Here is a 25,687-nt window from a genome sequence, read left to right on the forward strand (position 1 = left end):
ATCACTTCCGTGCCGTTGAATTTGCCCCGGCCGATGCCTTCTTGTATCCCATTGCCGCCAGCGCCGCCCGCGCTTCCTCCACGTCGTCGAAGGGGCGGCGCTCGCCGTTGACTTCCTGGTACCGCTCCGCGCCCTTGCCGGCCAGGAGCACGACATCCCCCGACGCGGCCGCGCGCAGGGCGAGTGCGATCGCTTTCCGGCGGTCCGGTTCGATCGCATACCGGTCCCCCCGCAGGCCGGGCCGGATGTCTTCGATTATCGCCAGCGGCGATTCGGTCCGCGGGTTGTCGCTCGTGACCACCGCGTAGTCGGCCATGGTGGTCGCCGCCGTTCCCATAAGCGGCCGCTTCCCGCGGTCGCGGTCGCCGCCGCACCCGAACACCAGCAGCACCCGTCCGGCCGTCATCTCCCGTGCCGACTGGCAGAGCCGCTCGAGCGCATCCGGCGTGTGGGCGAAATCGACATATACGCCGAAGGGCTGCCCGGCATCCACCGCGTTGAACCGCCCCGGCACCGGGGTCGCGCTCTCCAGCCCGGCCACCACCGTGTCCAGGTCGATTCCGGCCGCGAGCCCGCCGGCCGCCGCCGCCACCGCGTTCATCAGGTTGAACCGTCCCGGCAGCGGGAACGTCACCGTCCGCATCCCCGCCGGCGTAGCCAGGTCGAACACCGTCCGCATCGGCTCGATCTCGTAGCGGCTCGCGTAGACGTCCGCGTGCGTGTCCTGGAGCGAGTAGCTCATATGCTCCGACCGCGCATCGCCGAAAAAGGCGCGGAACTCCGGCACATCGAGGTTGAGCACGGCGCAGGCGTGGGGGCCGGCGAGCTTGCCCAGCAGCCGCTTCTTGGCCGCCAGGTACTCCGCCATCGATTTGTGGAAATCGAGGTGGTCACGCGTGATGTTGGTGAACACGCCCACCCGGAAGAGAATGTGCTCGACCCGCTTGAGCGCGAGGGCGTGCGAAGACACCTCCATGACCGCCGCCGCGCACCCGTTCTTCCGCATGAGAAACAGCAGCCGCTGCAGGTCCAGCGCCTCCGGGGTCGTGCGTTCGGCCGGGAACTGCTCCCCGCCCACGTCGTAGAGCGTCGAACTCACCAGTCCCGCCTTCCGCCCGGCCGCCTCGAGCATGCACCGGAGCAGGTAGCAGGTGGTCGTCTTCCCGTTGGTGCCGGTTACGGCGATGGCGAAGAGCTGTTTGCCGGGAAAGCCGTAAAACTTCGCCGCCGCGTCGGCCATGGCCTGGCGGATATCGGGCACGCGGACGTGCACCGGGACCGCCGGATGGGATTCGCGCTCGCCCATGACCGCCACCGCCCCCCGCGAAAGAACGTCGGCGACAAAGTCGTACCCGTCGCGCGTGAACCCGGTCACCGCAAAGAACAGGGTGCCGGGCCGCACGAGCCGCGAGTCGTACTCGAGATGCTCGATCGCAACCTCGGGATCGCCGGTGATCACCGCCCCGGCGCACCCGTGCACCAGCTCACGCAGAGTAATGGCTGCCTCCTATGTCGGCCGACATTCCAGCTGACATACGTCTTCCGACCCGGCCGCCTGGCCGGGACCGATCGATTGTGAGATAACTTTGCCGCGCCCTGTAATTCTGCACTTTATACCGGCGAAGTCCAGAAACGCCGATGCTTCCCTGATCGACAGCCCGGTCAAATCCGCCATTACGAACCCGGTCTCGACCGGCGATTCCACTACCACGATCAGGTCATCCTCGGCGAACATGAGCCGGTCGGCCGGCGGATACTGCCACACGATCATCCCCTCCGTCCGGTTGGCCCGGATCGTCAACCCGCGCTCTTCCGCGTCCTCGGCCGCATCCGCCAGGCTCCGGCCGACCAGGTTGGGGGCCTCGACCGTGCCTTCGCGGCTGCTCGACCGCTCGGCCAAAAGCTGGTTGCCGGAGTCGAACAGGTCGGGGTTGAGGATCATGTACTGCTCGGCCGTCCGCCGGAATATCGGCCCCGCGGTGTAGCCGCCGTAGTGGATCGGGTTCGGCTCGATGAGCATGACGATCCCGGCGATGGCCGGCTTCTCGTACGGGAAGAAGCCCGCGAAGCTGGCCGTGTATTCGTCTTTGTAGCGGTGGGTGACAGAGTCGGGAATCTGGGCGGTACCCGTCTTGCCGGCGATGGCGACAGCTTTCGAATTCACCTTCGTCGCTGTCCCCCGCTCTACAACGCCGCGCAGGACCGCTTTCAGGGTATCGGCCCAGACTCCCTCCATCACCTTCTGCATTACTTCCCGTCCGAACCGGCGGGTCACTTTCTGGTGTTCGTCGACGCAGCACATGAGCAGGTGGGGGCGGAGGAGTTCGCCGCCGTTGGCGATGGCGGCGAAGGCATTGGCCATTTGCAGGCAGTTCACCGCCACCGCGTGCCCCATGGCCAGCGAGGCCACGGCCCGGTCCGCCCAGCGCCGGGGCTTGGAAACACGCCCGCTCTCTTCCGCCCCGAGCCCGATGCCGTATTTCTGTCCGAACCCGAACTTCCGCGCCGCCTCGTAGAGATTCTCGCCGCCCAGGCGGATTCCGTATTTGGCCACTCCGATGTTGCTCGAGAGCTCCATGATCTCGCGGAACGTGAGGTTGCCGTGTTTTTTGTCGTCCTTGAGCGTCCCGCCCCGTTCCATTTTCCACGCCCCCATTTCGCAGTACGTGTACTCGCGGAAGTCCACCTCCCCCGCCTCCAGCAGGGCCGCCGCCGTGATCGCTTTGAACGACGAACCCGGTTCGAACTGGTCGCTGATCGCCCGCAGCTTGACCGGCTTCTCCGGGTGCTCTTCTTTCGGATCGTAGTGGGCCATGGCCAGAATCTCACCGGTGCGGCAGTCGATGAACGCCCCCATCCCCGCCTTCGCCCCGTACTCCTCGACCCCCTTGCGGAGCTGCCGTTCGAAGATTTCCTGGAGGTTGAAATCGATAGTGAGGACGAGCGCTTGCCCCGGTTTGGGTTTCACGGCCGCCTGCTCTTTGACGCGGAAGACGTTGCGCAGACCGTCCCGCCGGATATCCGCCTCCCCGTCCTCCCCCTTCATGAGGCTGTCCCACGCCAGCTCCAGCCCGGACTGCCCCTGGTTGTCGATATTCGTGAAACCCAGAATCTGCTTGCCGACCAGTCCGTAGGGATACACCCGCTGCGTCTCATCGCGCAGGTACAGCCCGGGCGGCGCCGTTTTTTCGATGTGCCGGGCGAACTCGTCGCCGAGCAGGCGCTTGATCCAGCTGAACTTGTTCACCTCGAGGTTGTACTCTCTGCGCGCTGTTCCCCGCTTCAGGCCGAACATTTTCTCGACATAGCGGGCGGCGTTCTCCAGCTCCGTTTGCGACCCGGGGTAGGCATAGAGCGACGGGCATTTGACGTTGTTCACGACCAGGCGCCCGTACCGGTCGTAAATGAGGCCCCGCTCGGCCGGTATTTTCACCCGTCCCTCCGACTGGATGCGCACGATGTCGGCGTACTTCTGGTGGAGGACCACCTGGAGGTGGACCAGGCGCGCCGCGACCGCCAGGAAATACAGGCAGACGAGCGAGAAGAGGATGCCGAGTCGGATTCGTTCGGTGCGCGTCCGATGCATCAGTCGTCCCCTCCGTTGGCCAGGGAGTCGATGACCGGGCTGATCAGTTCGCCGGCGTTCGCCTGCGCCTGGGTCACGCTCGGCAGGACGTTCGCCCAGCGCTCCGCCATTTTCACCACCATGTGGAGGTCGTCTTTGACCGACGGCGCCTGAACGCCCTCCGGCACCAGCGTGATCAGCTCGGTCGCGGCCACCTGCGCCAGCCCGAGCGAATCGGCCGCGTAGGTCTCCACCCGCGATGACATCGAGAGCGCCGACAGGTCCGCGTGCACTTTCCGCGTGTCGTCGCCGAGCAGCCGGTTCTCCATGCGGAGGACTGCGATCTCCTGGGCGAGGTGGATGACGTGCACGCGCTGCCAGATATGGACGCACGCGGCGAGCAGAAACACGCCGGCCACCGCGCCGATCGGGAAGTAGCGGTGGGAGCGGACACGCACGAGCAGCGAGGACCGGATCTCCACCGTCTCCTTGAATTTTCGCACGGTCTTTTTCACGCGCCCACCCGTTCCGCGGCCCGCAGCTTGGCCGAGCGCGCCCGCGGGTTCGCCGCCGCCTCCGTCTCGTCCGGCACGACGGCGCGGCGCGTGAGAATCCTCAGCCGCGGAGCGCGCCCGCACGCGCACAGCGGCGCCTCCGGCGGACACACGCACCCTTTCGCCTCGGCCTGGAAGAACCTTTTGACCAGACGGTCCTCGAGCGAGTGGTAGGAGATCACGACCAGCCGCCCGCCCGCCCGCAGTCGCGGCAGCAGGCGCGGCATGGTCGCGGCCAACTGCTCCAGTTCGCCGTTGACGGCAATGCGGAATGCCTGAAACACCCGCGCGAGCGTTTTGTGGAGATCCCGGGCCGGGGCGATGCGCTCGACGAGGCCGGCCAGCTGCGATGTTGTCTGCACCATCCGCATCCGTCTCTCCCTGACTATGGCCTGCGCCACCCGCTTGGCCCGGCGCTCCTCGCCGTACCCGTGCAGCAGATCGACCAGCTCCTTTTCTCCCAGCGAATTCACCAGATCCGCAGCCGTAGGACCGCCCGACTCCGGATCAAAACGCATATCCAGCGGACCGTCATGGCGAAACGTGAAACCGCGCCGGGGATCGTCCAACTGCAGGCTCGAAAGACCGAGATCCATCAGCATGCCGTCGTAAGTCCGGTCGCCGAACGCGGCCGTCACCGTTTCGAATTCTCCGTAAGCCCCTCTGGCGATCGTCACCGTCTGCGGCGCTCCCGCAAGCTGGGCGGCCGCGGCCGCCGCCGCCGCCGGGTCCCGGTCGATGCCGTACAGCCGGGCCGTTCCGTCCAGATAGTCACTCAGTGCTTTCAGGTGGCCCCCGGCGCCAACCGTGAGATCCAGGTACGCGCCGTCCCGCCGCGCCGCCCAGAGCCGCACTGCCGCGTCCCGGAGCACCGGGACATGGATGGGCTCAGGTCCGGTCATCGCCGCTCGGGCGAGGGAACAGCCGCTCCGCTACATCCTCGTAGGTGGCCTCGTACCCCCGGAGGTAATCCTCGTAGCGTTCCGGATTCCACACCTCAATCCATTTGTTGACACCGATCAGCAGCAGCTCCTTCTTGAGATCGGCCTCGGCGATTAAATGCGTCGGGACGAGAATGCGGCCGCTGCGATCGGGAGTCACCCACGCCGCCATCGAGAAAAAGCGGCGGCCGAAGTAACGAAAATCTCTTTGGGTAAAACTCAGTGAGGAAAGACGCTTCTCGATATCGTTCCATTCGGGTTCGGTGTACAGACTCAAACACCCCTCGAGCCCTTTCGTCAGAATCAGCGCGCCGTCCAACTGCGGCTTGCCGCCTGCACCCAGGATGCTCCGGAGTTTGGCCGGCAGCGCGAAGCGACCCTTCTCATCGAGAGTCGTGTTATACCGGCCGACGAACCCGTTCACAAGGCGTTTCCTCCACTTTTCTCCACTTCGACCCAAGAACGCCCACAAATATCACATTTTATTGCCTCAAGTCAAGACTTTTTGTGCCCCCCGCCGGAGAAAAAACATCGCGGTAAGTTCCATCACGGCAATTGATAACGCCGAATGAAAATTGATGATGAAGGAACCATAAGACCTGACGGTTCCTGCCACCCTATTCACTTGTGTGGATAACTATGTGGATAACTCTGCGCGCCCCCCCATTTAGCCCAGCATCGAACCTGACCGGTCGATCCGATCCCTTACCGGTAGCTCTGTGGTTTCTGACGGTCCAGCAGTGCTGCGAACTTCTCCGTCATTCGCCGCGAGGAGTAAGGTTCGGCATAGGCCGGTCGAAGAGTCACAGGTGTCTTCCCCTCCCCGTGCGCCTGCACCAGATCGGCCAGGTACTTCACCGCTGGCGAATCATCGCTGCCGAAAAAGCAGACCCCGCTGCCGGTGTGCGCCAGCAGGCGCGCCAGTTCCGAGTCTTCCGGCGCCCAAGCGAGAATCGGCCGCCCCGAAGCCAGCATCGTGTAGACGCGGCCGGTCGACAGCCCCCGCTCCTCCGCCGAGGCCACCCCGAGGTACATAAGCGACGCCTCGGAGAGGATCGCGATCGTCTCCCGTCGGGGTTGCCAGCCGTAGCGATCGAAAATCTCCTGCACGCCGCAGGCATCGATCTGGCGCTCGAGCCACTGCCCGTCGACCTCTCCGACCTGCCGCACTCTCACGCGGGGAAACACCTCCGGCCGCTCCCTCCGGAGGCGGGCCAGCAGCCGCAGGAGCGGGGCCACCGGCGTGATCTCGTTGAGTGCGCCGAGGACGCCGATGACGAACGGGCTTCCGGCCGGCAGAGTCCACCCCGCCGCCAACGCTTCATCGTAGCAGTTGGAGATCACGGTCCCGGCCCCGACATACTCCCTCACCGTCTCGTTCACCGCCGTGACTTCGCTTGCTTCATCGCGAATTGCCGCCAGGAGCCGCTGCGCCCGCCGCCGGCGGCGCGGCCGGTTCGCGTACAACTGCTCCGGCCGGTGGATCGTCCAATAATCGCGGAAATCGGCGATCCATGGCCGCTTGAACTCCCGGCTGAGCGTGCGCGCAACCAGGTGTGCCGAGACCGGCGGCGAGGTCGAGATGATCGCGTCATAGTCCCGGTTCGCCAGCAGTGTCCGTCCCAGCGCCGTCGCCCGTCGGACCCACCCGATCTTGGGGTCGGGGAAATACCAGTCGGCCAGCGCCCGTCCCTTGCGGATCACCCGGTCGGCGACCGTTCGTATCCCCATCAGGCGCATGAGCCGCTGGGGATCGGACGATCCCGCCCGGTAAATGTGCCGGCCGGGCAGCCCGTCCAGCAATTCCGGTTCGAACGCCCGGTACGCCACCGGCTTGACCGAGAGCACGTGGCACTCCCAGCCGAACTCCGGCAGATGTTTGAACAGGGCCAGCGGCCGCGCCACGCCGGCGCCGCTCAGCGGCGGGAAATAGTAGCACACCAGCAGCGCCCGCCGCATCAGTGCCCCGCTTTCCCGCACAGAGCGCGCATCACCGCCAGCTGTGCCGCGATGTTGTCCTCGAATATCGCTTCCCGTTCCACCTGCTCCCGGTTGCGCCTCCGCAGGCCGTCGAGCGCGCACTCCGCGCCGCCGGCCTCCCCGGTCGCCAAGCGCGCGAGAATCGTCCGGAGGCTCTCCGCATCCCCCGGCCGAAAGGCAAACCCGCTTTCGGGCGTCAGCCACTCCCGCACGCCCGGGATATCGGCCGCGACCGGCGCCAGACCGAGCGCCATCGCCTCGATCAGCGTCGCCGGCGAGGAATCGGATCGCGCCGCCGACACATACACATCATGGGCCGCCATGAGGGCGAGAAACCCGTCGCGGTTCCTCTTCTCGTAGCAGCAGACGGCGCCGCGAGGATCGGCTTCCGTTCCCGTGCCGTCCCGCGCCGCGCCCGCCTCCAGAGAAACGACGCGCAACCCCATCCCCTCCGCGCGCCGCCGAAACCGCTCGTACCTCGACCCGAACGCCGGAAACGTCACCGTCGCCTCCCCCCGAATGATCATTTCCCGCAGCGCTTCGAGGACAAACTCGTTATCGTAGACGGTTTCATGCATGCGGGGGACGATGATGCGGAGCGGCCGCCCTATCGACCCGACGCGCAGGCGCCGCTGCAGGTGCCGCCGCTCGATCCCCCACGGGTGAACCGTGACGTTGGTCACTCCGGCCAGCCGCCCCGCCTCTTCCGCAAGGTAGCGGGAGTCGGCGAAAATGTGGTCTGCGGCGCGCAGCCCCCGCACCACCTTGCGCAGGTGCAGCCGCGATCTGTGCGGCACGACCAGGACATCGGACCCCCAGACGTGGAGCGTCGCGGGGGGCCGCCGCCGCACCCGGCTGAGCAGGTAACCATACCCCGCGGCATAGTGCGCACTGATCGCCTCCGGCCGCCACCGCTCGATCAGCCGCTCGACCTCACGCGCCGCCCAGGCATACGCGACCGTCCGAATGGGAAACCGCCGCCGCAGCCGGACCGAGGCGCCGCACCCCTCCTCCGGTTCTCCCGGCGCACCCGCGGCCTCCGGAGCAGCGGTCCGCTTCGGATCCTCTTCAGCGCCGCCCAGGGCGGGGTCAACGGGCGATCCTTCCAGCGACGCCACCAGCACCGCGCACCCCTGCCGGCGCAACTCGGCCGCGAATCGCTGCGTGTGAACCGACCGCGCATCGGCCAGCACGAGCACGCGCAGGTGCGCACCGGTCACAGCCACCGCCCGATTCCGCGCCGCAGCGTGAGCGTCGGGTAGATGTGTTCCCGTCCGCCCCAGCGCCGCTTGAAGAACTCGGTTCCGCCCGCCCCCTCCGGCGTCGCGCCGAGATCGAGCGTCCGCGCGCCCCGGTCGCGCGCCTCGGCGCAGGCACGGGCGATCAGGTACGCATTAGCCTTCAGCGGCGAGAACTTCCGGTCGTAGTACATCTGCCACCCGATGAGCATGTCGCCCTCGACGAAGTAGATGTGCGACGCCACCGGCCGGTTGTTGAAGCTCGCATAGTACCACGCCACGCGTTCATCCTGCTGCGCGGCGTGCGCGAGGGCCTGCCAGAAATCCGCACCGTAGCGGGCCTCCCCGCCGCGTCGGTGCGCTTTTCCCCGCAGCAGCGTCAGGAATCCCTCCCCGTGGGTCGCCCAGACCATCCGTCCGACCGCCAGCCCCTCCCGCTCGGCCTTGCGGATTTCGCCCCGGAGTTTCCGGTCGGGCGGTTCCCAGGCGGGATCGCCGATGTCGACCAGCAGCGCCGTTTGCAGGGCCACTGCAAACGGCCCCGTACCGGAGGTGAAACAGCCGAAGAAGTCGAACAGGTAGGTTTTGACATACCCCGCCTCGGCGATCGCTTCCAGGAGCACTTCTCCGGTCTTGCGCGGGTCGGACCCCTCGGCCGCGAACACTCGCCCATACAGCCCGTTGGGCATGGCCATGAATCGTTTTATCGGGGCGGGCCCGAACTCGATGCCGGGGAGAACCCCGGCGATCCCCTCCCCCGCCTGGGCGGCCCACACGGCGCGCCGCCCCCCGCGGACCGCCCACAGCGAGGCGAAGGCCGCCGATGCCAGAAAGGAATCGCCGGTCAGTGCCCTGACCGGCTCCTCCGGCATGTCGTCATCATGATAGCAGATCGCTTTCATTCCTTCCGCACCAACAGAATCTTGCCCCGGTGCGAGGCTCCCGTCTCATCGGTGATGACATACACGTAGGCGCCCGAGGCCACCGCGCGGCCGCGGTCGTTGCGGCCGTCCCAGGGTTCATTGACCGGAAATTCCGCCACCCGTTCCCCCGCCGCCGTGTAGATGCTCACGGTCGCCGGGCGGTCGAGGTTGAACCGCAGCCGGTCGGCGGCGGAGCGAATCACGAACGGATTGGGGATCGGCACCACCGAATCCCCGACTGTCTCGACAAAGTTCTCGATCGGCGTCCGCAGGACCGACACCCCGCCTGCCGTCGCAATGTAGAGGTCGCCGCTGCGCCGGTCCAGCGCCAGATCCCGGATCTCGTCGGACACGAGGTCGCTGGTGGCGGCGGTGAAAATGTCGGGCGCCCCCCCGGTGGCGTCGAGCCGCACGAGTCCGCCGCGCGTTCCCACCCAGGCGTTCCCCCGCCCGTCGAAAACGATCGCGGCCACGTCGGTCCCCACCCCGACCGGCAGCACGACATCGACCAGCCGCTCGATGCCCGAGTCCCAGCGCGAGATTCCCAGGTTGGTCCCGATCCAGGCCTCCCCGTTCGGCGCGTAGGCCACCGTCCGTATCGCGTTGGAGATGAGCCGGGAGTTGTCGTCGGTGAAATGCCGCACGGTGATCGCCGTCCCCCGGTAGGGCGCGCTGCCCAGCCGGCAGAGGTAGACCCCGCGGGCCATAGTCCCGACCGCCAGCTCGCCGTCGGCATACGCGAGCGCCGTGACATACTCGTTGGCCAGCCCTTCGGGCACGCCCAGCGCTCCCCAGGCCGCCTCGTCGTGCACGCGGTCGAGCGGCGCCCAGGCCACGACGTCCTTGTTGTAGGCCTGGAAGAGCGAGGCGAAAATATTGACGCCGTCGGTGGCCAGGCTCCGCACCACCGTGTATTCGAGCGGATCGCCCGCCACCACCCCGACCACGGTGGAGTTGCTGTCGGTGTACTGGGTGATGGAATCGCCGCGGATCCGGAACAGCCCGCCGCCCCACGATGCGGCCCAGATATCGCCCCGCCCGTCCGCCAGAAGATCCATGGTGCCGTCGCCACGGCGGTAGAAGATCCGGCGCATCCACCGGTCGCCGTCGTACTGCGCGAAAATCTTGTCGCCGAACCCGGCGGTGATGCGTCCCTCCGGTCCGAACAGAATCGTCCGGACGTCGTTGCCCGGCGCCCCGGTGTGGGGGTACTCCCGGTACTGCCCGGCGGCGCCCACGAACAGCCCGCTGTCGCGCATACCCACCCAGCGCAGCCCCTCCCAGCCGATCCCGGTGGTCGGCGGCAGGCTGAGTCCGGCGCGGGGCAGATCGGCCGCGCCGCCGGCCGTCACCACTGCCAGCCCGCCGCTGTGGTAGATGAACAGCGAGTCCCCTTCGGCCACCAGGTCTGTGACCGCCCGGCCGGCGGTGAGTGCGACCGGGACAAAGGACGTATCCGCCCCGTCCCGATTGAGCCGGAACGCGCCGGCAGAGGTCGCCGCATAGATCTCCCCGCCGAACGCCTCCACCGTCGCGATCGAGTCCCGCCCCAGTTCCGGGTACCGGGCCGCCGCAAACGTCGTCCAGGTCCCGGGCGTCTTCAGCAGCACCGGACTGGCCGCGGGCGCCGCCGCCAGGCCGGCCGAGGTGGCCAGCCAGAGGGTGTCGTTCACGAGCGCGACATCGACCACGGCCGGCGAGGGCGTGAGAGTACCGAACATCGGGTAGCTGTCTTCGATCTGCCCGCCATCGTCGCTCTTGGAGAACAGCACCAGCCCCCCGTGCACGCCGACCCACAGGCGGTCGCCGTCGTCGGCCAGCGCCTGCAGACGGATCGCCTGCCCGTCGCGGTCGACAAAGAGGAACTGCCGCGGCGCGGGCCGGTCAAACCGGATGAGGTGCCCGAGACCCGCCAGCCACACTGTCCCCGCGTCATCGACCAGCACATCCTCGAGATCGTTAGTCCCGAGACCATCGGCGTGCAGGTAGGCCCGGCCCGGGGAACTCGAGTCGGCGATCAGCAGCAGCCCTCCGGGCGTGGCGGCGTAGAGCGTGTCACCCACAACCGCGAACGCCCGCACGGTCTTGAACGACGTCAGCGTCGTCCAGGACTCCCCGGCCGCGGCCGCCCCGCCCGGCAGCGCCGCCGGGATCAGGACCGCGCCCGCGAGGAAAACCGCGAGAGTTTTTGCCGGCACCATAGTGCGATGAATATACAGATGATCCCCGCCGTAAGCAAGAATGACCCCCGCCCCGCGACATCGCCGATTCTCGTGAACACCGAGTAATTGTACAGGAGGCCGACTTTCCCCGCCAGCACCTGCACGGCGTAGAGATCGAGGCCCTCCCGGATCCGCCCGTAGTCGTCCACGATATACGTCAGCCCGCTGTTGGCCGCGCGCGCTCCCCAGGAGCGGTTCTCCACCGCGCGGGTGATAAACACCCGCGAGTGCATGTGCACTCCCACCGAGCGCTCGAACCAGGTGTCATTCGTGATTTCGACCAGGAAATTCGCCCCCCGGCGCACCATGGCGCGCACGTACTCGGGAAAGGCGACCTCGAAACAGATCAGCGCCGCGTACTGGATGTCGCCCACCGCGAAGAGCCTGAGCGAATCGCCCGGGTAGAAATCGGACCACCACTGCACTCCTCCCTCGTCGATGAACGTGAGGTACTTGCGCAGGAAATCCTTCTCCAGAAACCGCAGGTGGTCCTGGTAGGGTACGTGTTCGGAGAACGGCACGAGTTTGACTTTGTCGTACTGCGCAGTGAGGACGCCCTGGCCGTCAAACTGCACGGCCGAGTTGTAGTGCCGCATTTTTCCCCCCACCATGCGCGCCGCGAGCGTTCCCACCAGATGGGGGGTCCCCGACTCTGCGGCGATCCGCCCCACGGCCGCCTGGCACTCCGGGGCGTGCGTGATATAGCAGGGCGCCGCGGTCTCGGGCCAGACAAACAGCTTGACCGCGCTGTCGGCGACGCTCGCCGTCAGCCGCTCGTAGAGGGCGAAGTTCTCATCCACGGAGTCCGGCGACCACTTGACATCGAGCGGCACCGACCCCTGCAGGAGCGCCACCCCGAACGTCCCCGGCTTCGGATGGGGCGGCAGCACGACCCACCCGTAGGCCGTGACCAGACCCACGGTCGCCGCCGCGCCGAAGAGCGCCCCGACCCGGCGCTCGTAGGAGAGCGACGGCCGGAACACCTGCGCGAGGAGCACATTCACGGCCACGATCAAGAGCGACAGCCCGTGCACCCCGATCACCGACACGATCTGCAGAACCCAGAGATAGTGCGCCTGCGTGTACCCGAGGTCCGACCAGGGAAAGGCGAACTCCGACAGCGTCCGGAAATATTCCATCCCCACCCAAACCAGCGGCAGCGCGACATACCCGGCCGCCGCTTTCCAGCGGTGCAGCCGAACAAACAGGCACAGCACGACGGCGTAGTAGAGGGCGACGATGGCCACTGCCGTGATCATCCCCGGCGGCGTCACCAGCGCCACCCAGTACAGCGAGAAGAGATTGAACAGGAACCCGAACAGGTAGGCCGAGCGGAAGGCCGCTTTTCCTCCCAGTCGGGCGAAAATCATGATCGGCCGCACCAGCGCCACCCAGGCGAGAAACCCCCACGGCCCGGGGTAGAACGCCAGCGAGAGGACAAACGCCCACACCGTCAGTTCCAGCCGCCGCCGGCGAACGTTGACGTCGTCGGGCAGGATCACCCGCCATATGCGCGTGGCCAGTGCCATTGCCGATCTCCGGTTTGTTCGGACCGCCCGTTCACCGGTCGGGTCGCGGTGACCGGCGGCTTCCCTCCGCCGGCGGGCCGAAGTACGGGAGAAAGTACCCTGCCGGTCCTCCCGGCACAAGCCTTTAAGAGGAGTCGGCCGGTGCGAGCGCGCCCGATCGGACCGCGAAAGACCCCCGGCCGGCGATCGCCCGGCCGGGGGCTGCGGTATCCTGCGGCGTGAAACGAAACGGCTACTTCAGCAGGAGCATCTTCCTGGTCAATTGGGCCTCCCCGACTTCCAGGCGGTAGAAGTAGACACCTGAGGCGGCGCGCTCGCCGGACCAGGAGACCGAGTGCTGTCCCGCCTCCTGCCACTGGTCGATCAGGTGCGCCACGACCTGGCCGAGCATGTTGAAGACGGTGATCTTCACATGCCCCGGTTCCGGCAATTGGTACCCGATCACGGTCGCCGGGTTAAACGGGTTCGGGCTGTTCCACGCCCCCAGCTCGGTCACCGCCACCGGGCCGGACTCCGCGGGCGTGTCTTTCGGTTTGTACCGGAGGATCAGGCAGTCGCCGCCGGCCAGCGGCGTTCCGTCCTTCAGGAGACCGGTGATCTGGAGCATGACGCTGCCGCCGTCCACCAGCTCGCCGGGCGCAAAAGTCGCCACGAGCGCGGCGTGGTCGAACTTGAGCGTCAGATCCTTCCGTCCGTCCCCCTTCGCCCGCGTGCATTCGCAGTTCTGGTTGGGGTCGTCGCCCACCGGCGTCGACACATCCTCATACGTCCAGCGCAGCGGCGCCACCCCCCTTGCCCGCAGCGATGACGGATCAACGTCGAGAACATCGAAATCCGACGTGCCGAGGATCGCTGCCGGCACCACCGATTTCACCGCGATCGGGTTGGGGCATGAGGTCGGGTGGAGATCGAACGGCACCAGCCGGAACGTGAACGCGCAGGTGTCGGTGTTCGCGCACCCGTCATCCGCGATGCAGGTGACCGTGTGCTCGCCGATCGGGAAAGTCGTGCCAGATGGCGGGTCGCACGTCACGGTCGGCGCCGGGCTGCAGTTATCCGTAGCGCTCGCATCCCAGAACACCTCCGCTTCCGTCGGCGACGTGAAAACAAACCCCAGCGTGTCGTAACAATCCACTACCGGCGAGGTCGTGTCGATGATCGTAATCGTCTGGCTGCACCCGGCCGCGTTGCCCGAGAAATCCTCGGCCTTGTATCCGAGCACCAGCCGGTACTCCTGCGGGCAGCCCCCGGGCACGGAATCGCGCGACGCCAGGGTGATGGCCGGATCCGAATCGCAATTGTCGGTCGCTGTCGGCCACCCGAAGTCGCCGATATCGTCGCACTCGAACGTCCGGTCGGAGGGGCAGGTGATAATCGGCGGCGTCACATCCACCACCGTCACCGTCGCCTCACAGGTCGCCACGCCGCCCTGGGGGTCAGTGACCCGGAGCGTGACCAGGGTTGCCCCCAGCGGGTACGGAGCGGCCGGAATCTGTTCGAGCGTGACCGCGTACCCCTCGGGGTCGTAGGAGCCGTTGTCGATCGACGCCGCCGCCGCCTGGCAATTGTCGTCGGCGTCGACCGTGACGTCCGCGCACTGCGCCACCGGCGGCAGGTTGTCGGGCTGGATGCCCCTGATCATGTACTCCTCATCCCACGGGCAGATCTCGCCCGCGATCCAGTAGCAGTAGAAATTGTCGACCGCGTACCAGGTATTGGCGCCCCCGCCCCAGCCGTAGTTCATGTGCACCTGGTCGGAGGGCGTATCGCGGTAGCCGTCACAGACAATCGAATGGCTGTTGATCCGGTACTGCACGGGGCGGCCCGCATCCACCTCCGCGGCCAGCAGCTGGAACCACTCGTCCGCAGTGTGATCGGTTCGGTTCTCCTTGTCGATGGTGGCCGCACTGTAGCGAAAGTACATGGGGAAGGCGGTCAGGACAGTGTCGGTGCTGGTGCCGGACCCGCAGACGCCGAAATCCATCCCCGCCGCGACCGCCGCCTCATAGCAGAGCTCGGCGGCGGCGTCTCTCTGGGCCTGGCTCTCCCCCCCCGTGTAGCTGTCGCGCATGTTCCCCCAGTCGTACGCATCGGAGAAATTGGCCGACAGCGTCTGGGCCGGCGTGCTGCCCGCCGGCTGCCCGCACGTCTGATCGCCATCCCAGGTATAGCTGTACGAACCCGTGCCCGAGGGCGGCCAGTTCCAGAAGTACATGATCTGGGCCGCAGCCGTCGCCACGCAACCGACGACGGCGGTGTCCGACGACGGGGGCGAGGGGTCCTCACCCGGGTCGGCGCAGTCCAGGCAGGCGGCATCCCCGACCGGGCACATGCTGTTGTACGGTCCGGTCTGGTGCCAGGTCGAGGCCAGCAGCGGACCGACCGTCACCTGCCGCCCGGCCCGCCCCGAGTACAGTTCGGCGGTCAGACTCGCCTCGCTCTGCAGAAACATCTCCCACTCCCGTCCGTGACTGCGGTCCAAGAAGACGTCGCCGGTGGCCGGCTGGGCCGCATCGGCGCTCCCGTACACTTTGATATACTCCGCGATGCGCTGGTACAGCACCTCGCGCAGCAGTCCCCCCATCCCCTGCCGATTCTTCACGTTGAGTACGTCGGTCTCGGAGTACGCCTTGATCGGCGGCAGCTCTTTCAGAACAGGGACCACGATATACCCGGATGGAGCGACGCGGAAATGGTAGCCTACCACCATACCCTGGAATGTGATTTCTTCGCTCCCCAGTAGTTGCGGCGCTTTTTCGCCCGCCCAGTTGCCCTGCTGGTACACCATGTAGGTGAGCCAGTTCTGGCTGACCCGGGCCGCTTCCTCCGGTGTCGCCACCGTGGCCGGCACCGAGGACGCCAGCAGTGCGGCGCCGATGGCCGCCGCCAGCAGCAACCCGGCCGCGCGGATGGTCGCATACGACCTGGATTCCGACATCATAGCACCTCCCTTTGTCCCCCGACGGCTTTGCCTCGGGAAACCATATCGATTGACGGTCAGTTGGGTCAAACAGTTCAGGTATGTAAGTGCTTGGTCCTTCGCCGGTTGGGGACCGGCATCGGCCGCTTCTCCGACGAGTGCAGCGATGCGGAATTGCCCGGCGGCGCCTCAAATCCGCCGCGCGCCGCATCGCGCAGGCCGCCGTTCGATGATAATCACCCTGCGTGTTCACTGTTGCTCGCCCGCGGTCACCCACACCCGGCGCACACTTCGGAGCGACATGCCGCCCAAGCGGGCGGACCGCCCGATCGGCCAAAGAGCACCTGCTGCCGGTAATGGGGACCCTCACAGCCCTGACTCCCGGCGCAGCCGAACGGTAATGCCGTCTCGCCCGGCACGGCCGCGCCGATCAACTCTGCGTTCGTATGGTCCTAATCTGCGGCGAGCGGGGACTGCCTGTCAAGGACATTTGCGATGGCGGGGCGCTCCGGCAGGTGTTCCGGTCGGGAGGGAGGCGGGACCGTCCGGGGTCGCAGCCCGCCGATTCTCTCCTTCTCCGCTGCTTCGCCGGGCGCCCGGACCCGGCTCAGGCTCCTTCGAGGTGTCCTTTGCCGAGGAAATTGACCACCTGCGGCATGATTTCCCGCCCGAGCATGAAACCCAGTCCCCCTTGGGCGCAGGCCCGTTCGCCGAAGGCCGCGACGCCGTCGACCCGGACGTTGTTTCCGCGAAACATGATCGGCACCGGGTCCGCCGCGTGGGCCTTCATCTCGCACGGCGTGGTGTGGTCGGCCGTCGCCACCAGCAGCACGTCCTCCGGCAGGCCCTCCGCGAGGATCTTCGCCGCCGCGTCGATCTTCTCGACAAAATCTTTCTTCCCCGGCGCGTTGCCGTCCTCGCCGAGCGAATCGGCCGCCTTCACGTGCACGAACACGAAATCATACTCGGCGAGCTTGGCCAGGACCGCGCGAAACTTGGCCGCGATATCCGTGTCCGGCAGCCCGGTCGCCCCCGGCACCTCGACGACATCCATCCCGACAAACGACCCGACACCCTTGTACAGCCCGCCGCCGGCGATCGCGCAGGCTTTAAGACCGTAACGTTCGGAGAAACTCGGGGCGTGGATGTGCTGCCCCGCGCCGCGCACGAGGAGGATGTTGGCCGGGAGCTTCCCCTCCTTCGCGCGCTGCCGGTTGAGGTCCAGTCCGCCGAGCGCCTCGTACGATTTACGGAGGAACCTGTTGAGCACCTCGGCCGTCCGCCGGGCCTCCGGGCTGGCGTCGGTTGCGGTCACCGTGCGCACCGGCTCGCCCGGCCCGTGCGGGTCGGCGTCGATAATCTTATCCGACAGCCCCTCGCCCCGCATGATCACTCCGGCCCGGTGGCCTGTTCCCGGATGCACCAGGAACTTCACGCCGTCGATCTCAATCCCGTCGATCGCCGCGCACAGCGGCGCCACGTGGTTGATCCGTCCGGCGCGGCGATCCACGATATTCCAGTCCTTGTCGACCGTCGCAAAATTCCCCCGCAGCGCCACGTCTCCCCCCTGGAGTTTCATGCCCAGCCCGCACACCTCGATCGGCCCCCGCCCGGCATAGTACTTCTCGATCGGGTAACCGAAAATCTCCAGGTGCGCCACGTCCGATCCCGGCACCCGCCCGCGCCCGAGCGTGTGGACCATCCCGCACACCGACTCTTTCGCCAGCCGGTCCAGGTGCGGCGTCCGGGCCGCCTCCAGAGGGCTCTTGTATCCGAACTCCTTAATGGGACGATCCGCCAGACCGTCGCACACGAGCAGCACCACTCTCTTGACCATCTTCCTGATATCTCCGTCTCACGTCGCTGTCTCAGAACTGATCCTGTGTTTCCGTCATGGCTCAGCCGCCCGGAAGCGATCCTTTCCCGCGCCCTGCCCCCGGCCCTGCGATGCGGTCGCTCGGCGCGGAGCCGCAGGGAGCTTAATCAGTCAGTGAGCCTCACCTTCCCCTCCCCCTTTCGGATCTCCCCGATCCGGTAGGCTTTCTCTCCCAACCGCTCGATCGTGCGTACGACTTGGTCCGCCTGCTCCGCCTCCACCACGACGACGAACCCGATCCCCATATTGAAGGCCGAGTACATGTCCTCCCGGTCGAGGTCGCCTGCTCTGCCCAGCCAGTCGAACACCGGCGGCACCGGCCAGGAACCTTTCCGCACCCAGGCATCGCAGTCTTTCGGCAGGACGCGGTTGAGATTCCCCGGCAGGCCGCCCCCGGTGATGTGGGCCATGCCGTGAATAGGGAACTGGGGCAGCAGCGGGTGCACGACCGGCGCGTACGATTTGTGCACGGCCAGGAGCGCTTCCGCCACGGTGGTCCCCAGCTCCTCGATCCGGTCGCCCGGGCGGCGCCCGGCGATCTCAAACGCCGCCTTGCGGGCGAGGCTGAACCCGTTGGTGTGCAGGCCGCTCGAGGGGAGCCCGAGACAAACCATCCCCGGCCGAATGGAGGCGCCGTTGATGATCCTCGCCTCCTCGACGGCGCCGACGATGAACCCGGCGAGGTCGTACTCCCCCGGCGCGTAGAAATCCGGCAGCTCCGCCGTTTCCCCGCCGATCAGCGCCGCCCCGGCGTTGCGGCAGCCCCGCGCCAGGCCGGCCACGATATCGGCAACCACGTGCGGCTCGAGACGCGCCACGGCGATGTAGTCGAGAAAGAACAGCGCCCGCGCCCCATGGACGAGGATATCGTTGACGCAGTGATTGACCAGATCCTCGCCGACCGTGTCATGTTTCCCGGTCATGAACGCGAGTTTCAGCTTGGTCCCCACGCCGTCGGCCGACGCGACCAGCACCGGCGCGGTCATTCCCTGGAAGTCGGGGCGGAAGAATCCCCCGAATGCGCCGATTTCGCTCAGCACCTGTGCGTTGAACGTCCCGCGCGCCAGCGCCTTGATCCGCGCCACCGCTTCGTCCCCGGCCGCAATGTCCACGCCCGCGTCCGCGTAGGTCAGTTTTTTCTTGGGTGTCTTCGCTGTCATGGCGCTATATACGGAAGGGGTATGCAAATGTCAACGTCCGCCGGATGTCCCGGATGGACCTCCTTGGAGACCCGACCGTGGCCGATCATCCTTACTCTCTCCCGCATCTCTACGATGTCGCTTTCAGTTTTCGCGACTATGCCCGCGCAGTCGATTTTCTGCTGGCGGCGGCCCGCCGCGCGAGCGGGCGCGATCCCGCTTCCGTTGTCGAACTCGGCTGCGGTCCCGGCCAGTACTGCCGCGAATTCGCCCGTCGCGGCCTCCCGGCCTTCGGCGTCGACCGCGCGCCGGAGATGGCTGCCTACGCCGCCCGCCTGGCGGCCGGGGAGAACCTCCCGTGCGCCATCCTCGAGGCCGACATACGCCGCTTCACCCTCCCCCATCCCGTTGACCTGGCCTGCTGCATGATGGCCACCTTCCACCTGCTCCTGACCGACGACGACGTGGCCGCCCACCTGGACGCGGTGGCCGACAACCTCAACCCGGGCGGCATCTACATAATCGAGTTGAGCCACCCGCGCGACTTTCTCACTCGGCAGCGAAGCACCCGCAACCTCTGGACCGTCGACCGCGACGGCCTCTCCGTCACCGTCGATTGGGGAAGCGATGCGGTCACGGATCCGCTTTCCGAAATCACGACCGGCACCGTTTCGTACGCCGTCTCCGGGCCCTCCGGCGCGGCGCGTCATGAATCCCGCGAGCAGTGGCGGGAGATTTCGGCCGGTCTCATTCGTGCGCTCATAAGGCTCTCCGGCCGGTTCGCCATTGTCGCCTGGTATGGCGATCTCGACACCGGTGTCCCATTCGACGCCGGCGACCGCGCCTGGCGAATGATCCTCGTCCTGCGCCTGTGTTGACGCCCGCCTTCGTGCCTGCCTATCGGAGGAGGGCCGGACCGGCACACTGCTTTCCTGCGCGAACCCGCCGTAGATACTGAGACCGCGAGGCGGTCCGCGCGTGAGCCGCGAGTGATCGAGGCCAACGCCATTCCCGGCCGGTTATGCGCGAAAAGGCCGCCGCCGTCCTCTCCGCACTCCCCGTGCGGTTGTCGCTGCCGCCCCCTGACTCCTCCGCCGCGGCGTCTGCCTTAAGGAGCTCGGCCAAATTCGCGGGCGCGAGATTGACTGTTGCGGGCCGTCGCAACCGCTGACTATACTATTCCAAGCTCACGGGGGTGCCTTATGCGGACAAGCTCTGAAAGCACATATCGCATACCGAGCGCGATTCGAGGGATTACCGATCACCGCGGACGACAGCATCAGATTCAACTCCTCGCGGCTGCCTCGGTTCATGCGGCGGCGGCCGCCATCCTGCTCCTGCTGGCCATAGCGCCGTCGCCGACCACGGCCGAGGATCCGGTGGCTGCCGGCCAAGGGAGTGCCGCCCGGTTTCCCCCTCTCCAATCCGCTTGCGCACAATCAGGTGCTGCGGGTGATGCCGATTGGTACCGGGGGTATGTCGGCAAGGTTCGCGTGGCACCGGACAGCTCAGGCCCGCGACCTCAACATGCAGACGTCCCCAGGGTCGGCCAGTATGGACCTGAATTTGTTGCCGGCTCCCCCAACTCTGGGGCGGATACGGGTGAGGTTGTGTACGGCCTGGGCTTGGGCGACCAAGATGCGTATCCTGGAATGCGGCCGCTCTCGGACTGGATCGCGCACGCTTCGCCGTACCGGCTCGATTCACTGTTCCTGCCGCGACAGCCCCTCAAACCGCATGTCGTCCTCCCCCCGGTGGTGATCCCGGCCGGCAAGCTCGACTTCTTCTTCGACACCGCCTGCGTGGAGGGGAACCTGGTCCTTCGGCATGACGGCCGGGTCGAGCTGACAGACATTACGGAATCCCATCCCCTCCAGGAGTTTGCCGACTATGTGCGGGCGGCCGTTGCCATGGCAATGTGCTACCCGATGAGAGATGCCGATGGAGTGCCTGTCACCGTAACGATGCGCTATCGGTGCATCATTACTCACGACGGGTCGCCTCAGGTGCTGACTGACGACACATCGATTGTGGCGACCCAGCGCAGCCTTGACGAGTGATGGGCCAGCAGGCTGCCGGGCGCCGGGCGCGTTGCCCGTGTCTTGCGGGAACCTAACTTCCCGAGGCCGCCCGTTCCGGCGGCGCGGAGCCGTCGGTCCGTACTTCCCGTATGCCCGGTTTCCGCCCGTTGCGGTTGTTGTGCTCGCCGATCTCCGTGTGGACGCTCCGCCCGTGATCGAGCACTGTCGCCGGCAGCTCCTCATCCACTTTCTGCCGCCCGCGCCGGACAATCCTGGCCGGGACTCCGGCGACCGTGGTATTCGCTGGCACATCGTGCATCACGATAAAGCTGTTCGCCCCGATGCGGACATTTTCACCGACCGTGATCGGGCCGAGCAGAATCGCCCCGGTCCCGACAAAGACGTTGTCTCCGAGCGTCGGATGGCGCTTGCCCTGGTGTTTGCCCGTTCCGCCCAGTGTTACATTATGAAACAGGACGCAGTTCCGCCCGATCTCGGTCGTCTCGCCGATCACCACGCCCATTCCGTGGTCGACAAAGAACCCCGGCCCGATGGTCGCCCCCGGATGGATCTCCAGCCCGGTGAGAAAGCGGACGATCTGCGACAGCAGGCGGGGGAGAAAGGGGATTCCCGCCTTGTACAGGAGGTGGATAAACCGATGGGCGGTAGTGGCGTGGAACCCCGGATAGAGCAGAAACTCGATGTTCCGGCAGGCCGGGTCATTGCGAAAACACGCCCGAATGTCCTCGATGGTTGCCAGCATAGTCGTTCCCGACTTCCGATCTTGGGTTGGGTTGACGGATCTGGTGCATTACTCTCATTGTCGGCCGCGGGCCTACGGCTCCTTATCAAAAAGCGGGGTCGAGAGGTACCGTTCGCCGGTGTCGCAGATGATGCTGACCACGTTCTTCCCCGGTCCGAGCCGCTCAGCCACCCGCAGCGCCGCCCACAGGATAGCGCCCGAGGAGATCCCGACCAGTACCCCTTCTTGGCGCGCCAGTTCGCGGGCCATGGCAAAAGCATCGTCGTTGGTCACCTGAATGACTTCATCCACGACCGCGGGGTCGTAGTTCTCCGGCACAAACCCCGCCCCGATCCCCTGGATCTTGTGCGGCCCCGGCTGACCGCCCGACAGCACCGGAGAATCGGTCGGTTCGACGGCGATGATGCGGCAGCCGTATTCGGCTTTCAACACCGCCCCCGCGCCGGTGATAGTTCCGCCGGTGCCTACTCCCGACACGAAGGCATCGAGGCGCAGCTCCCCCAGGTCGTTGATGATTTCCGGTCCGGTGGTCCGGCGGTGCACCTCCGGGTTGGCCGGGTTGGCGAACTGCATCGGAATCCAGCAATTCCCGCGTTCGGCAATCTCCCGGGCTTTGGCGATGGCCGCTTTCATGCCTTCCGCTCCCGGCGTCAGGACAATCTCGGCCCCGAACTGCCGGCACAACGCCCGCCGTTCGATACTCATGGTGTCGGGCATGGTCAACACGCACCGGTACCCTTTCGCCGCCGCCACCATAGCCAGCGCGATTCCGGTATTCCCCGAGGTCGGTTCGACAATCGTCATCCCGGGTTTCAGCACTCCCGCTCGCTCGGCCGCTTCGATCATCGACCGTCCGATGCGGTCTTTGACCGAGTGCGCGGGATTGAAGTTCTCCATTTTGAGAAACACGGTGGCGGAACGGGCATCGGTCAGGCGGTTGACGCGCACCAGCGGGGTGTACCCGATAGCCTCAACAATGTCGTTAAATCTCATTCGACTGACTCCTATAAGTTGTTATCGTCCATCTACCTGAGTTCATTGAGGGGCCTTGCCCCGGACGGACCGTTCGGCCCGGCGCGGGACACGCGAGTGCCCGGCCGCCGCCGCGGCGCACATCAGGGCATCCCCAGAAATGTCATGTGCTTCATGAAGACCCTCAGATACTATAACAAATTACGCCGCCCAACGCACCCGGAAATTTCCGCCGGTCACGCCCAAAAAAAATCGGCTGAGGGCTTGACGGAAGTCAAAAGCCGCCCTTGACATCACCCGGTTTTTGTGTATGCTTCGCTTCGAAATCAGGCCGAAGGCGCCCAACACGCCGGAGCCGGGAGCGTGGGACGCCATGACCTGTGAAGCGAAAGCATGTGAACGACATACATCCGAGATGACCCTAAGGAGGTTACGATGAAGGTACGCGTGGACCACGAACTGTGCAGCGGCGACGGCATCTGCGAGGAGCTCTGCCCGGCCGTGTTCAAGATGAATGAGAACGATCAGGCCGATGTGATCGTTGACGAAGTTCCTCCGGAAGAAGCGGATGCCGTTCGGGAAGCCGCCGAGAGCTGCCCTGAGGAATGCATCCACATTGAAGAGTGAGCGCTGACTTCCCGCCCGGCGGGAACGACAGATATGCCTGGAGCGCGGCCGCGTGCGACCGCGCTCTTTTCTTCTTCCCCTTCGACCGGGATCAAGGAGCTCCGACCCGGCCGCAGCGCAGCGCACTGCCCGTATGAACATCCTCATCATCGGCGGCACCCGCTTCATGGGACCCGTCGTCGCCGCCCAACTCCTGGCGGACGGGCACCGTGTGACCGTGTTTCATCGCGGCGAGACCGAACAGGATGTGCCCGCGGGCGTTCACCATATTCACGGCGACCGCGGCCGTCTCGCCGACTACCGCCGCCAGTGGGAGCGGCTGCGGCCGGATGTCGTGCTCGACATGATGGCCCTGACCGGACCGCAGGCCGGGGAACTCGTGGCCGCGATGTCCGGCCTCGCGGGGCGGCTGGTGGCGGCGAGCAGTTGCGATGTGTACAGGAATTTCGGCCTGATCCTGCGCCGGGAAACCGGCCGCGCGACTTCCGGCCGCCTCACCGAGGACTCCCCGCTGCGGGACCATGAGTATCCCTACCGGCAGGACGCCCAGGGACCGGCGGATCCCTTCTACGACTACGACAAGATCCATGTGGAGAGGGAGATTCAGCGCGGGCCGCTGCCCGCATGCGCGATCCGCCTGCCCATGGTCTACGGGCCGAACGATCCCAAACACCGGCTCTACAGCTACGCCAGGCGCATGAGCGACCGGCGCCCCGCCCTCCTGCTGGATACGGTGCGCGCCGACTGGCGCGGAATCCGCGGCTACCGCGACAATTGCGCCCACGCCCTCTGTCTCGCCGTCGCGCGGGGAGCGGGTCGCCACCGGGTCTACAATGTTGGGGAGGCGGAGGCGCTGACCGAGGCGGCGTGGATCAGGGCGATCGGCGCGGCCCTCGGGTGGGAGGGGGATATTGTCACCGTGGCCGACCGCGATCTGCCGGACTATCTCCGGACCCCCCTCGACTGGAGGCCACAGCTCGACGTCGATTCCTCGCGCATTCGCAACGAACTGGGGTACGGAGAAATCGTCGATCTCCAACCGGGGCTGGCCCGCACGCTCGAATGGGAGCTGGCCCATCCGCCGGACCACCCGGCCGACCGCTTCGACTACGCGCAGGAGGACGCCATCCTTCGGCGGAGCCGCCCCTCGCCCTCCTGAGCGGGTCGGGCGACAAAGAGCTTGGCCGCGGCGGCGGCCCCCCGATATATTGGCGCATGGCGGCCGACGAGACCTTCCCGATCGCTTCGTACTGCTCCTCGCAGGCCTGGGGCGGGCTCGAGATGAACGTCCTGCGCTTTCTCCACTGGATGCGAGGGCGGGGCTGGCCGGCGGTCCTCTTCGCCCGGCCGGGCAGTCCGCTGCTAACCTGGGCCGCGGCATGGGGCCTGCCCGCCCGGGCGCTCCAATCGCGCTCGAAAGCCTCCGACCTGCTGGGGGCCCGGACCCTGGCCCGCATGGCCGCCGCCGACAGCGCGCGCGTGCTCATCCTGCACCAGTCGCGCGATCTGCTGATGGCGGTCCTCACCAAGATCCACACCGGCAACCGGCTGAAAGTCGTCTACCAACAGCACATGCACATCGCGGGAGACAAGCGCGACCTGCTCCACGCCTGGCAGTATCGCCGGCTCGATGCTTTCGTCGCGCCCGCTCCGTCGCTGGCCCGGCAAGTGGCGGAGCGCACCCCCATCCGCCCCGAACGCCTCCATGTCATCCCCCTGGGCCTCGAGGCCGACCGTTTTCTCCGGAAGCCCCCCCGCTCGCAGGCCCGCCGGCAGCTCGGGCTGCCGCTCGACGTTCCGCTGGCGGGGATCATCGGGCGGCTCGATCCGAAGAAGGGGCAGCACGTTGCGATCAAAGCGCTGCGGCGCGTACATGAAACCGGCCGCCCGCTGCACTTGCTGGTCGTCGGTGCACCGACACGCGGCGAACACGCCGACTACGAGGCGCACCTCCATCGCCTGGCCGATGACCTCGGCCTCGCGCCGTTCGTTCATTTCCGCTCCCACCTCGATGAGCCGGCGACGGCCTACGCCGCCATGGATATCTTCATCCTCGCCTCGCAATCGGAAACCTACGGCATGGTGACGATTGAGGCGATGGCGTCGGAGCTGGCGGTGGCGGGCACCGACGCGGGGGGGACGGTCGACCTGATTGCCCACGAGCGCAACGGCCTGCGCTTTCCGCCGGGGGACGAGTCCGCCTGCGCGGCCGCGGTCATTCGCTTTCTGGCCGACCCGCACTTTGCGGGGCGGATGGCCGCTCAGGCGCGGCGCGACGTCCTGGCGAATTTCACGCACGACCGGCAGTGCGCGCAGTGGGAGACGCTCCTGCGCGGTCTCGCGGGCGCGGCCCCGGCCGGATCCAAATAGCAGGGGCAGGAGCGTACTGCTCCTGCCCCTGGCCACGGGTGGCTTGT

Annotated in this window: 20 protein-coding genes; 5 read left to right on the plus strand and 15 right to left on the minus strand. The window is 66.7% G+C overall.

Annotation, left to right across the window (positions count from 1 at the left end):
• Window position 1 precedes the first annotated feature (1 nt).
• The 13 genes from KA261_09200 to KA261_09260 form a co-directional block, all read right to left on the minus strand.
• A complete protein-coding gene (locus KA261_09200) occupies window positions 2–1,498 on the minus strand; it encodes a UDP-N-acetylmuramoyl-L-alanyl-D-glutamate--2,6-diaminopimelate ligase (protein ID MBP7697973.1) in 1,497 nt (498 codons plus the stop codon).
• A 9-nt stretch (window positions 1,499–1,507) separates the two neighbouring features.
• Complete coding sequence (locus tag KA261_09205) at window positions 1,508–3,586, minus strand: PASTA domain-containing protein (GenBank protein MBP7697974.1); 2,079 nt, start codon at window positions 3,584–3,586, stop codon at window positions 1,508–1,510.
• A complete protein-coding gene (locus KA261_09210; GenBank protein MBP7697975.1) occupies window positions 3,586–4,068 on the minus strand; it encodes a hypothetical protein in 483 nt (160 codons plus the stop codon). Before KA261_09210 ends, KA261_09205 begins: the two co-directional genes overlap by 1 nt.
• An 8-nt stretch (window positions 4,069–4,076) precedes the next feature.
• Entirely contained in the window at window positions 4,077–5,021 is a 945-nt protein-coding gene (rsmH, locus tag KA261_09215; GenBank protein ID MBP7697976.1) for a 16S rRNA (cytosine(1402)-N(4))-methyltransferase RsmH, read from the minus strand.
• Complete coding sequence (gene mraZ, locus KA261_09220; protein ID MBP7697977.1) at window positions 5,008–5,484, minus strand: division/cell wall cluster transcriptional repressor MraZ; 477 nt, start codon at window positions 5,482–5,484, stop codon at window positions 5,008–5,010. Before mraZ ends, rsmH begins: the two co-directional genes overlap by 14 nt.
• A gap of 281 nt (window positions 5,485–5,765) precedes the next feature.
• Window positions 5,766–7,019 carry a hypothetical protein gene (locus KA261_09225; GenBank protein MBP7697978.1) on the minus strand — a complete coding sequence of 418 codons (1,254 nt, stop codon included), beginning with the start codon at window positions 7,017–7,019 and terminating at the stop codon, window positions 5,766–5,768.
• A complete protein-coding gene (locus KA261_09230) occupies window positions 7,019–8,266 on the minus strand; it encodes a glycosyltransferase (GenBank protein MBP7697979.1) in 1,248 nt (415 codons plus the stop codon). The genes KA261_09225 and KA261_09230 overlap by 1 nt, the downstream gene beginning before the upstream one ends.
• Window positions 8,257–9,180, minus strand: coding sequence for a GNAT family N-acetyltransferase (locus KA261_09235; GenBank protein ID MBP7697980.1), 924 nt, complete (start codon window positions 9,178–9,180; stop codon window positions 8,257–8,259). Before KA261_09235 ends, KA261_09230 begins: the two co-directional genes overlap by 10 nt.
• Entirely contained in the window at window positions 9,177–11,402 is a 2,226-nt protein-coding gene (locus tag KA261_09240; GenBank protein ID MBP7697981.1) for a hypothetical protein, read from the minus strand. The genes KA261_09235 and KA261_09240 overlap by 4 nt, the downstream gene beginning before the upstream one ends.
• Window positions 11,354–12,952 carry an apolipoprotein N-acyltransferase gene (gene lnt / locus KA261_09245; protein ID MBP7697982.1) on the minus strand — a complete coding sequence of 533 codons (1,599 nt, stop codon included), beginning with the start codon at window positions 12,950–12,952 and terminating at the stop codon, window positions 11,354–11,356. The genes KA261_09240 and lnt overlap by 49 nt, the downstream gene beginning before the upstream one ends.
• Before the next feature lie 232 nt (window positions 12,953–13,184).
• Complete coding sequence (locus KA261_09250; protein MBP7697983.1) at window positions 13,185–15,890, minus strand: C10 family peptidase; 2,706 nt, start codon at window positions 15,888–15,890, stop codon at window positions 13,185–13,187.
• Between the two features lie 589 nt (window positions 15,891–16,479).
• Entirely contained in the window at window positions 16,480–17,709 is a 1,230-nt protein-coding gene (gene apgM, locus KA261_09255; GenBank protein ID MBP7697984.1) for a 2,3-bisphosphoglycerate-independent phosphoglycerate mutase, read from the minus strand.
• Window positions 17,710–17,855: 146 nt separating this feature from the next.
• A complete protein-coding gene (locus KA261_09260) occupies window positions 17,856–18,908 on the minus strand; it encodes a phosphoribosylformylglycinamidine cyclo-ligase (GenBank protein ID MBP7697985.1) in 1,053 nt (350 codons plus the stop codon).
• A gap of 53 nt (window positions 18,909–18,961) precedes the next feature.
• Here KA261_09260 and KA261_09265 point away from each other — a divergent pair, with 53 nt between their 5' ends.
• Both KA261_09265 and KA261_09270 read left to right on the plus strand, forming a co-directional pair.
• The gene (locus KA261_09265) at window positions 18,962–19,765 is read left to right on the plus strand and encodes a class I SAM-dependent methyltransferase (protein ID MBP7697986.1); all 804 of its coding nucleotides are present in this window, start codon (window positions 18,962–18,964) and stop codon (window positions 19,763–19,765) included.
• A gap of 774 nt (window positions 19,766–20,539) precedes the next feature.
• Entirely contained in the window at window positions 20,540–20,947 is a 408-nt protein-coding gene (locus KA261_09270) for a hypothetical protein (GenBank protein MBP7697987.1), read from the plus strand.
• 52 nt (window positions 20,948–20,999) lie between these two features.
• On the opposite strand, the gene cysE is transcribed toward KA261_09270, so the two are convergent.
• Window positions 21,000–21,671, minus strand: a complete 672-nt coding sequence (cysE, locus tag KA261_09275) for a serine O-acetyltransferase (protein ID MBP7697988.1) — start codon at window positions 21,669–21,671, stop codon at window positions 21,000–21,002.
• Between the two features lie 72 nt (window positions 21,672–21,743).
• Window positions 21,744–22,664: a cysteine synthase A gene (gene cysK / locus KA261_09280; protein ID MBP7697989.1), complete on the minus strand. Its 921-nt coding sequence runs from the start codon at window positions 22,662–22,664 to the stop codon at window positions 21,744–21,746.
• A gap of 414 nt (window positions 22,665–23,078) precedes the next feature.
• Here cysK and KA261_09285 point away from each other — a divergent pair, with 414 nt between their 5' ends.
• The 3 genes from KA261_09285 to KA261_09295 all read left to right on the plus strand — a co-directional run bounded on the left by KA261_09285 (window position 23,079) and on the right by KA261_09295 (window position 25,640).
• Window positions 23,079–23,270 carry a ferredoxin gene (locus tag KA261_09285; GenBank protein MBP7697990.1) on the plus strand — a complete coding sequence of 64 codons (192 nt, stop codon included), beginning with the start codon at window positions 23,079–23,081 and terminating at the stop codon, window positions 23,268–23,270.
• A 133-nt stretch (window positions 23,271–23,403) separates the two neighbouring features.
• Window positions 23,404–24,429 (plus strand): NAD-dependent epimerase/dehydratase family protein, encoded by a 1,026-nt coding sequence (locus KA261_09290; protein MBP7697991.1) that lies wholly within the window; start codon window positions 23,404–23,406, stop codon window positions 24,427–24,429.
• 56 nt (window positions 24,430–24,485) lie between these two features.
• Entirely contained in the window at window positions 24,486–25,640 is a 1,155-nt protein-coding gene (locus KA261_09295) for a glycosyltransferase family 4 protein (GenBank protein MBP7697992.1), read from the plus strand.
• The last annotated feature ends 47 nt before the right edge of the window (window positions 25,641–25,687 follow it).

It is taken from the genome of Candidatus Zixiibacteriota bacterium (genome assembly GCA_017999435.1).
In the GTDB taxonomy this organism is placed as follows: domain Bacteria; phylum Zixibacteria; class MSB-5A5; order GN15; family FEB-12; genus JAGNLV01.

What these genes read in the sequence shown, in the direction of transcription:
- KA261_09205 (MBP7697974.1), bottom strand. Translation starts at nt 3,586, where the DNA reads ATGCATCGGACGCGCACCGAACGAATCCGACTCGGCATCCTCTTCTCG.
- rsmH (MBP7697976.1), bottom strand. Translation starts at nt 5,021, where the DNA reads ATGACCGGACCTGAGCCCATCCATGTCCCGGTGCTCCGGGACGCGGCA.
- KA261_09225 (MBP7697978.1), bottom strand. Translation starts at nt 7,019, where the DNA reads ATGCGGCGGGCGCTGCTGGTGTGCTACTATTTCCCGCCGCTGAGCGGC.
- KA261_09235 (MBP7697980.1), bottom strand. Translation starts at nt 9,180, where the DNA reads ATGAAAGCGATCTGCTATCATGATGACGACATGCCGGAGGAGCCGGTC.
- KA261_09240 (MBP7697981.1), bottom strand. Translation starts at nt 11,402, where the DNA reads ATGGTGCCGGCAAAAACTCTCGCGGTTTTCCTCGCGGGCGCGGTCCTG.
- lnt (MBP7697982.1), bottom strand. Translation starts at nt 12,952, where the DNA reads ATGGCACTGGCCACGCGCATATGGCGGGTGATCCTGCCCGACGACGTC.
- KA261_09250 (MBP7697983.1), bottom strand. Translation starts at nt 15,890, where the DNA reads ATGTCGGAATCCAGGTCGTATGCGACCATCCGCGCGGCCGGGTTGCTG.
- apgM (MBP7697984.1), bottom strand. Translation starts at nt 17,709, where the DNA reads ATGGTCAAGAGAGTGGTGCTGCTCGTGTGCGACGGTCTGGCGGATCGT.
- KA261_09260 (MBP7697985.1), bottom strand. Translation starts at nt 18,908, where the DNA reads ATGACAGCGAAGACACCCAAGAAAAAACTGACCTACGCGGACGCGGGC.
- KA261_09265 (MBP7697986.1), top strand. Translation starts at nt 18,962, where the DNA reads ATGGACCTCCTTGGAGACCCGACCGTGGCCGATCATCCTTACTCTCTC.
- KA261_09270 (MBP7697987.1), top strand. Translation starts at nt 20,540, where the DNA reads ATGCGGCCGCTCTCGGACTGGATCGCGCACGCTTCGCCGTACCGGCTC.
- cysE (MBP7697988.1), bottom strand. Translation starts at nt 21,671, where the DNA reads ATGCTGGCAACCATCGAGGACATTCGGGCGTGTTTTCGCAATGACCCG.
- cysK (MBP7697989.1), bottom strand. Translation starts at nt 22,664, where the DNA reads ATGAGATTTAACGACATTGTTGAGGCTATCGGGTACACCCCGCTGGTG.
- KA261_09285 (MBP7697990.1), top strand. Translation starts at nt 23,079, where the DNA reads ATGAAGGTACGCGTGGACCACGAACTGTGCAGCGGCGACGGCATCTGC.
- KA261_09290 (MBP7697991.1), top strand. Translation starts at nt 23,404, where the DNA reads ATGAACATCCTCATCATCGGCGGCACCCGCTTCATGGGACCCGTCGTC.
- KA261_09295 (MBP7697992.1), top strand. Translation starts at nt 24,486, where the DNA reads ATGGCGGCCGACGAGACCTTCCCGATCGCTTCGTACTGCTCCTCGCAG.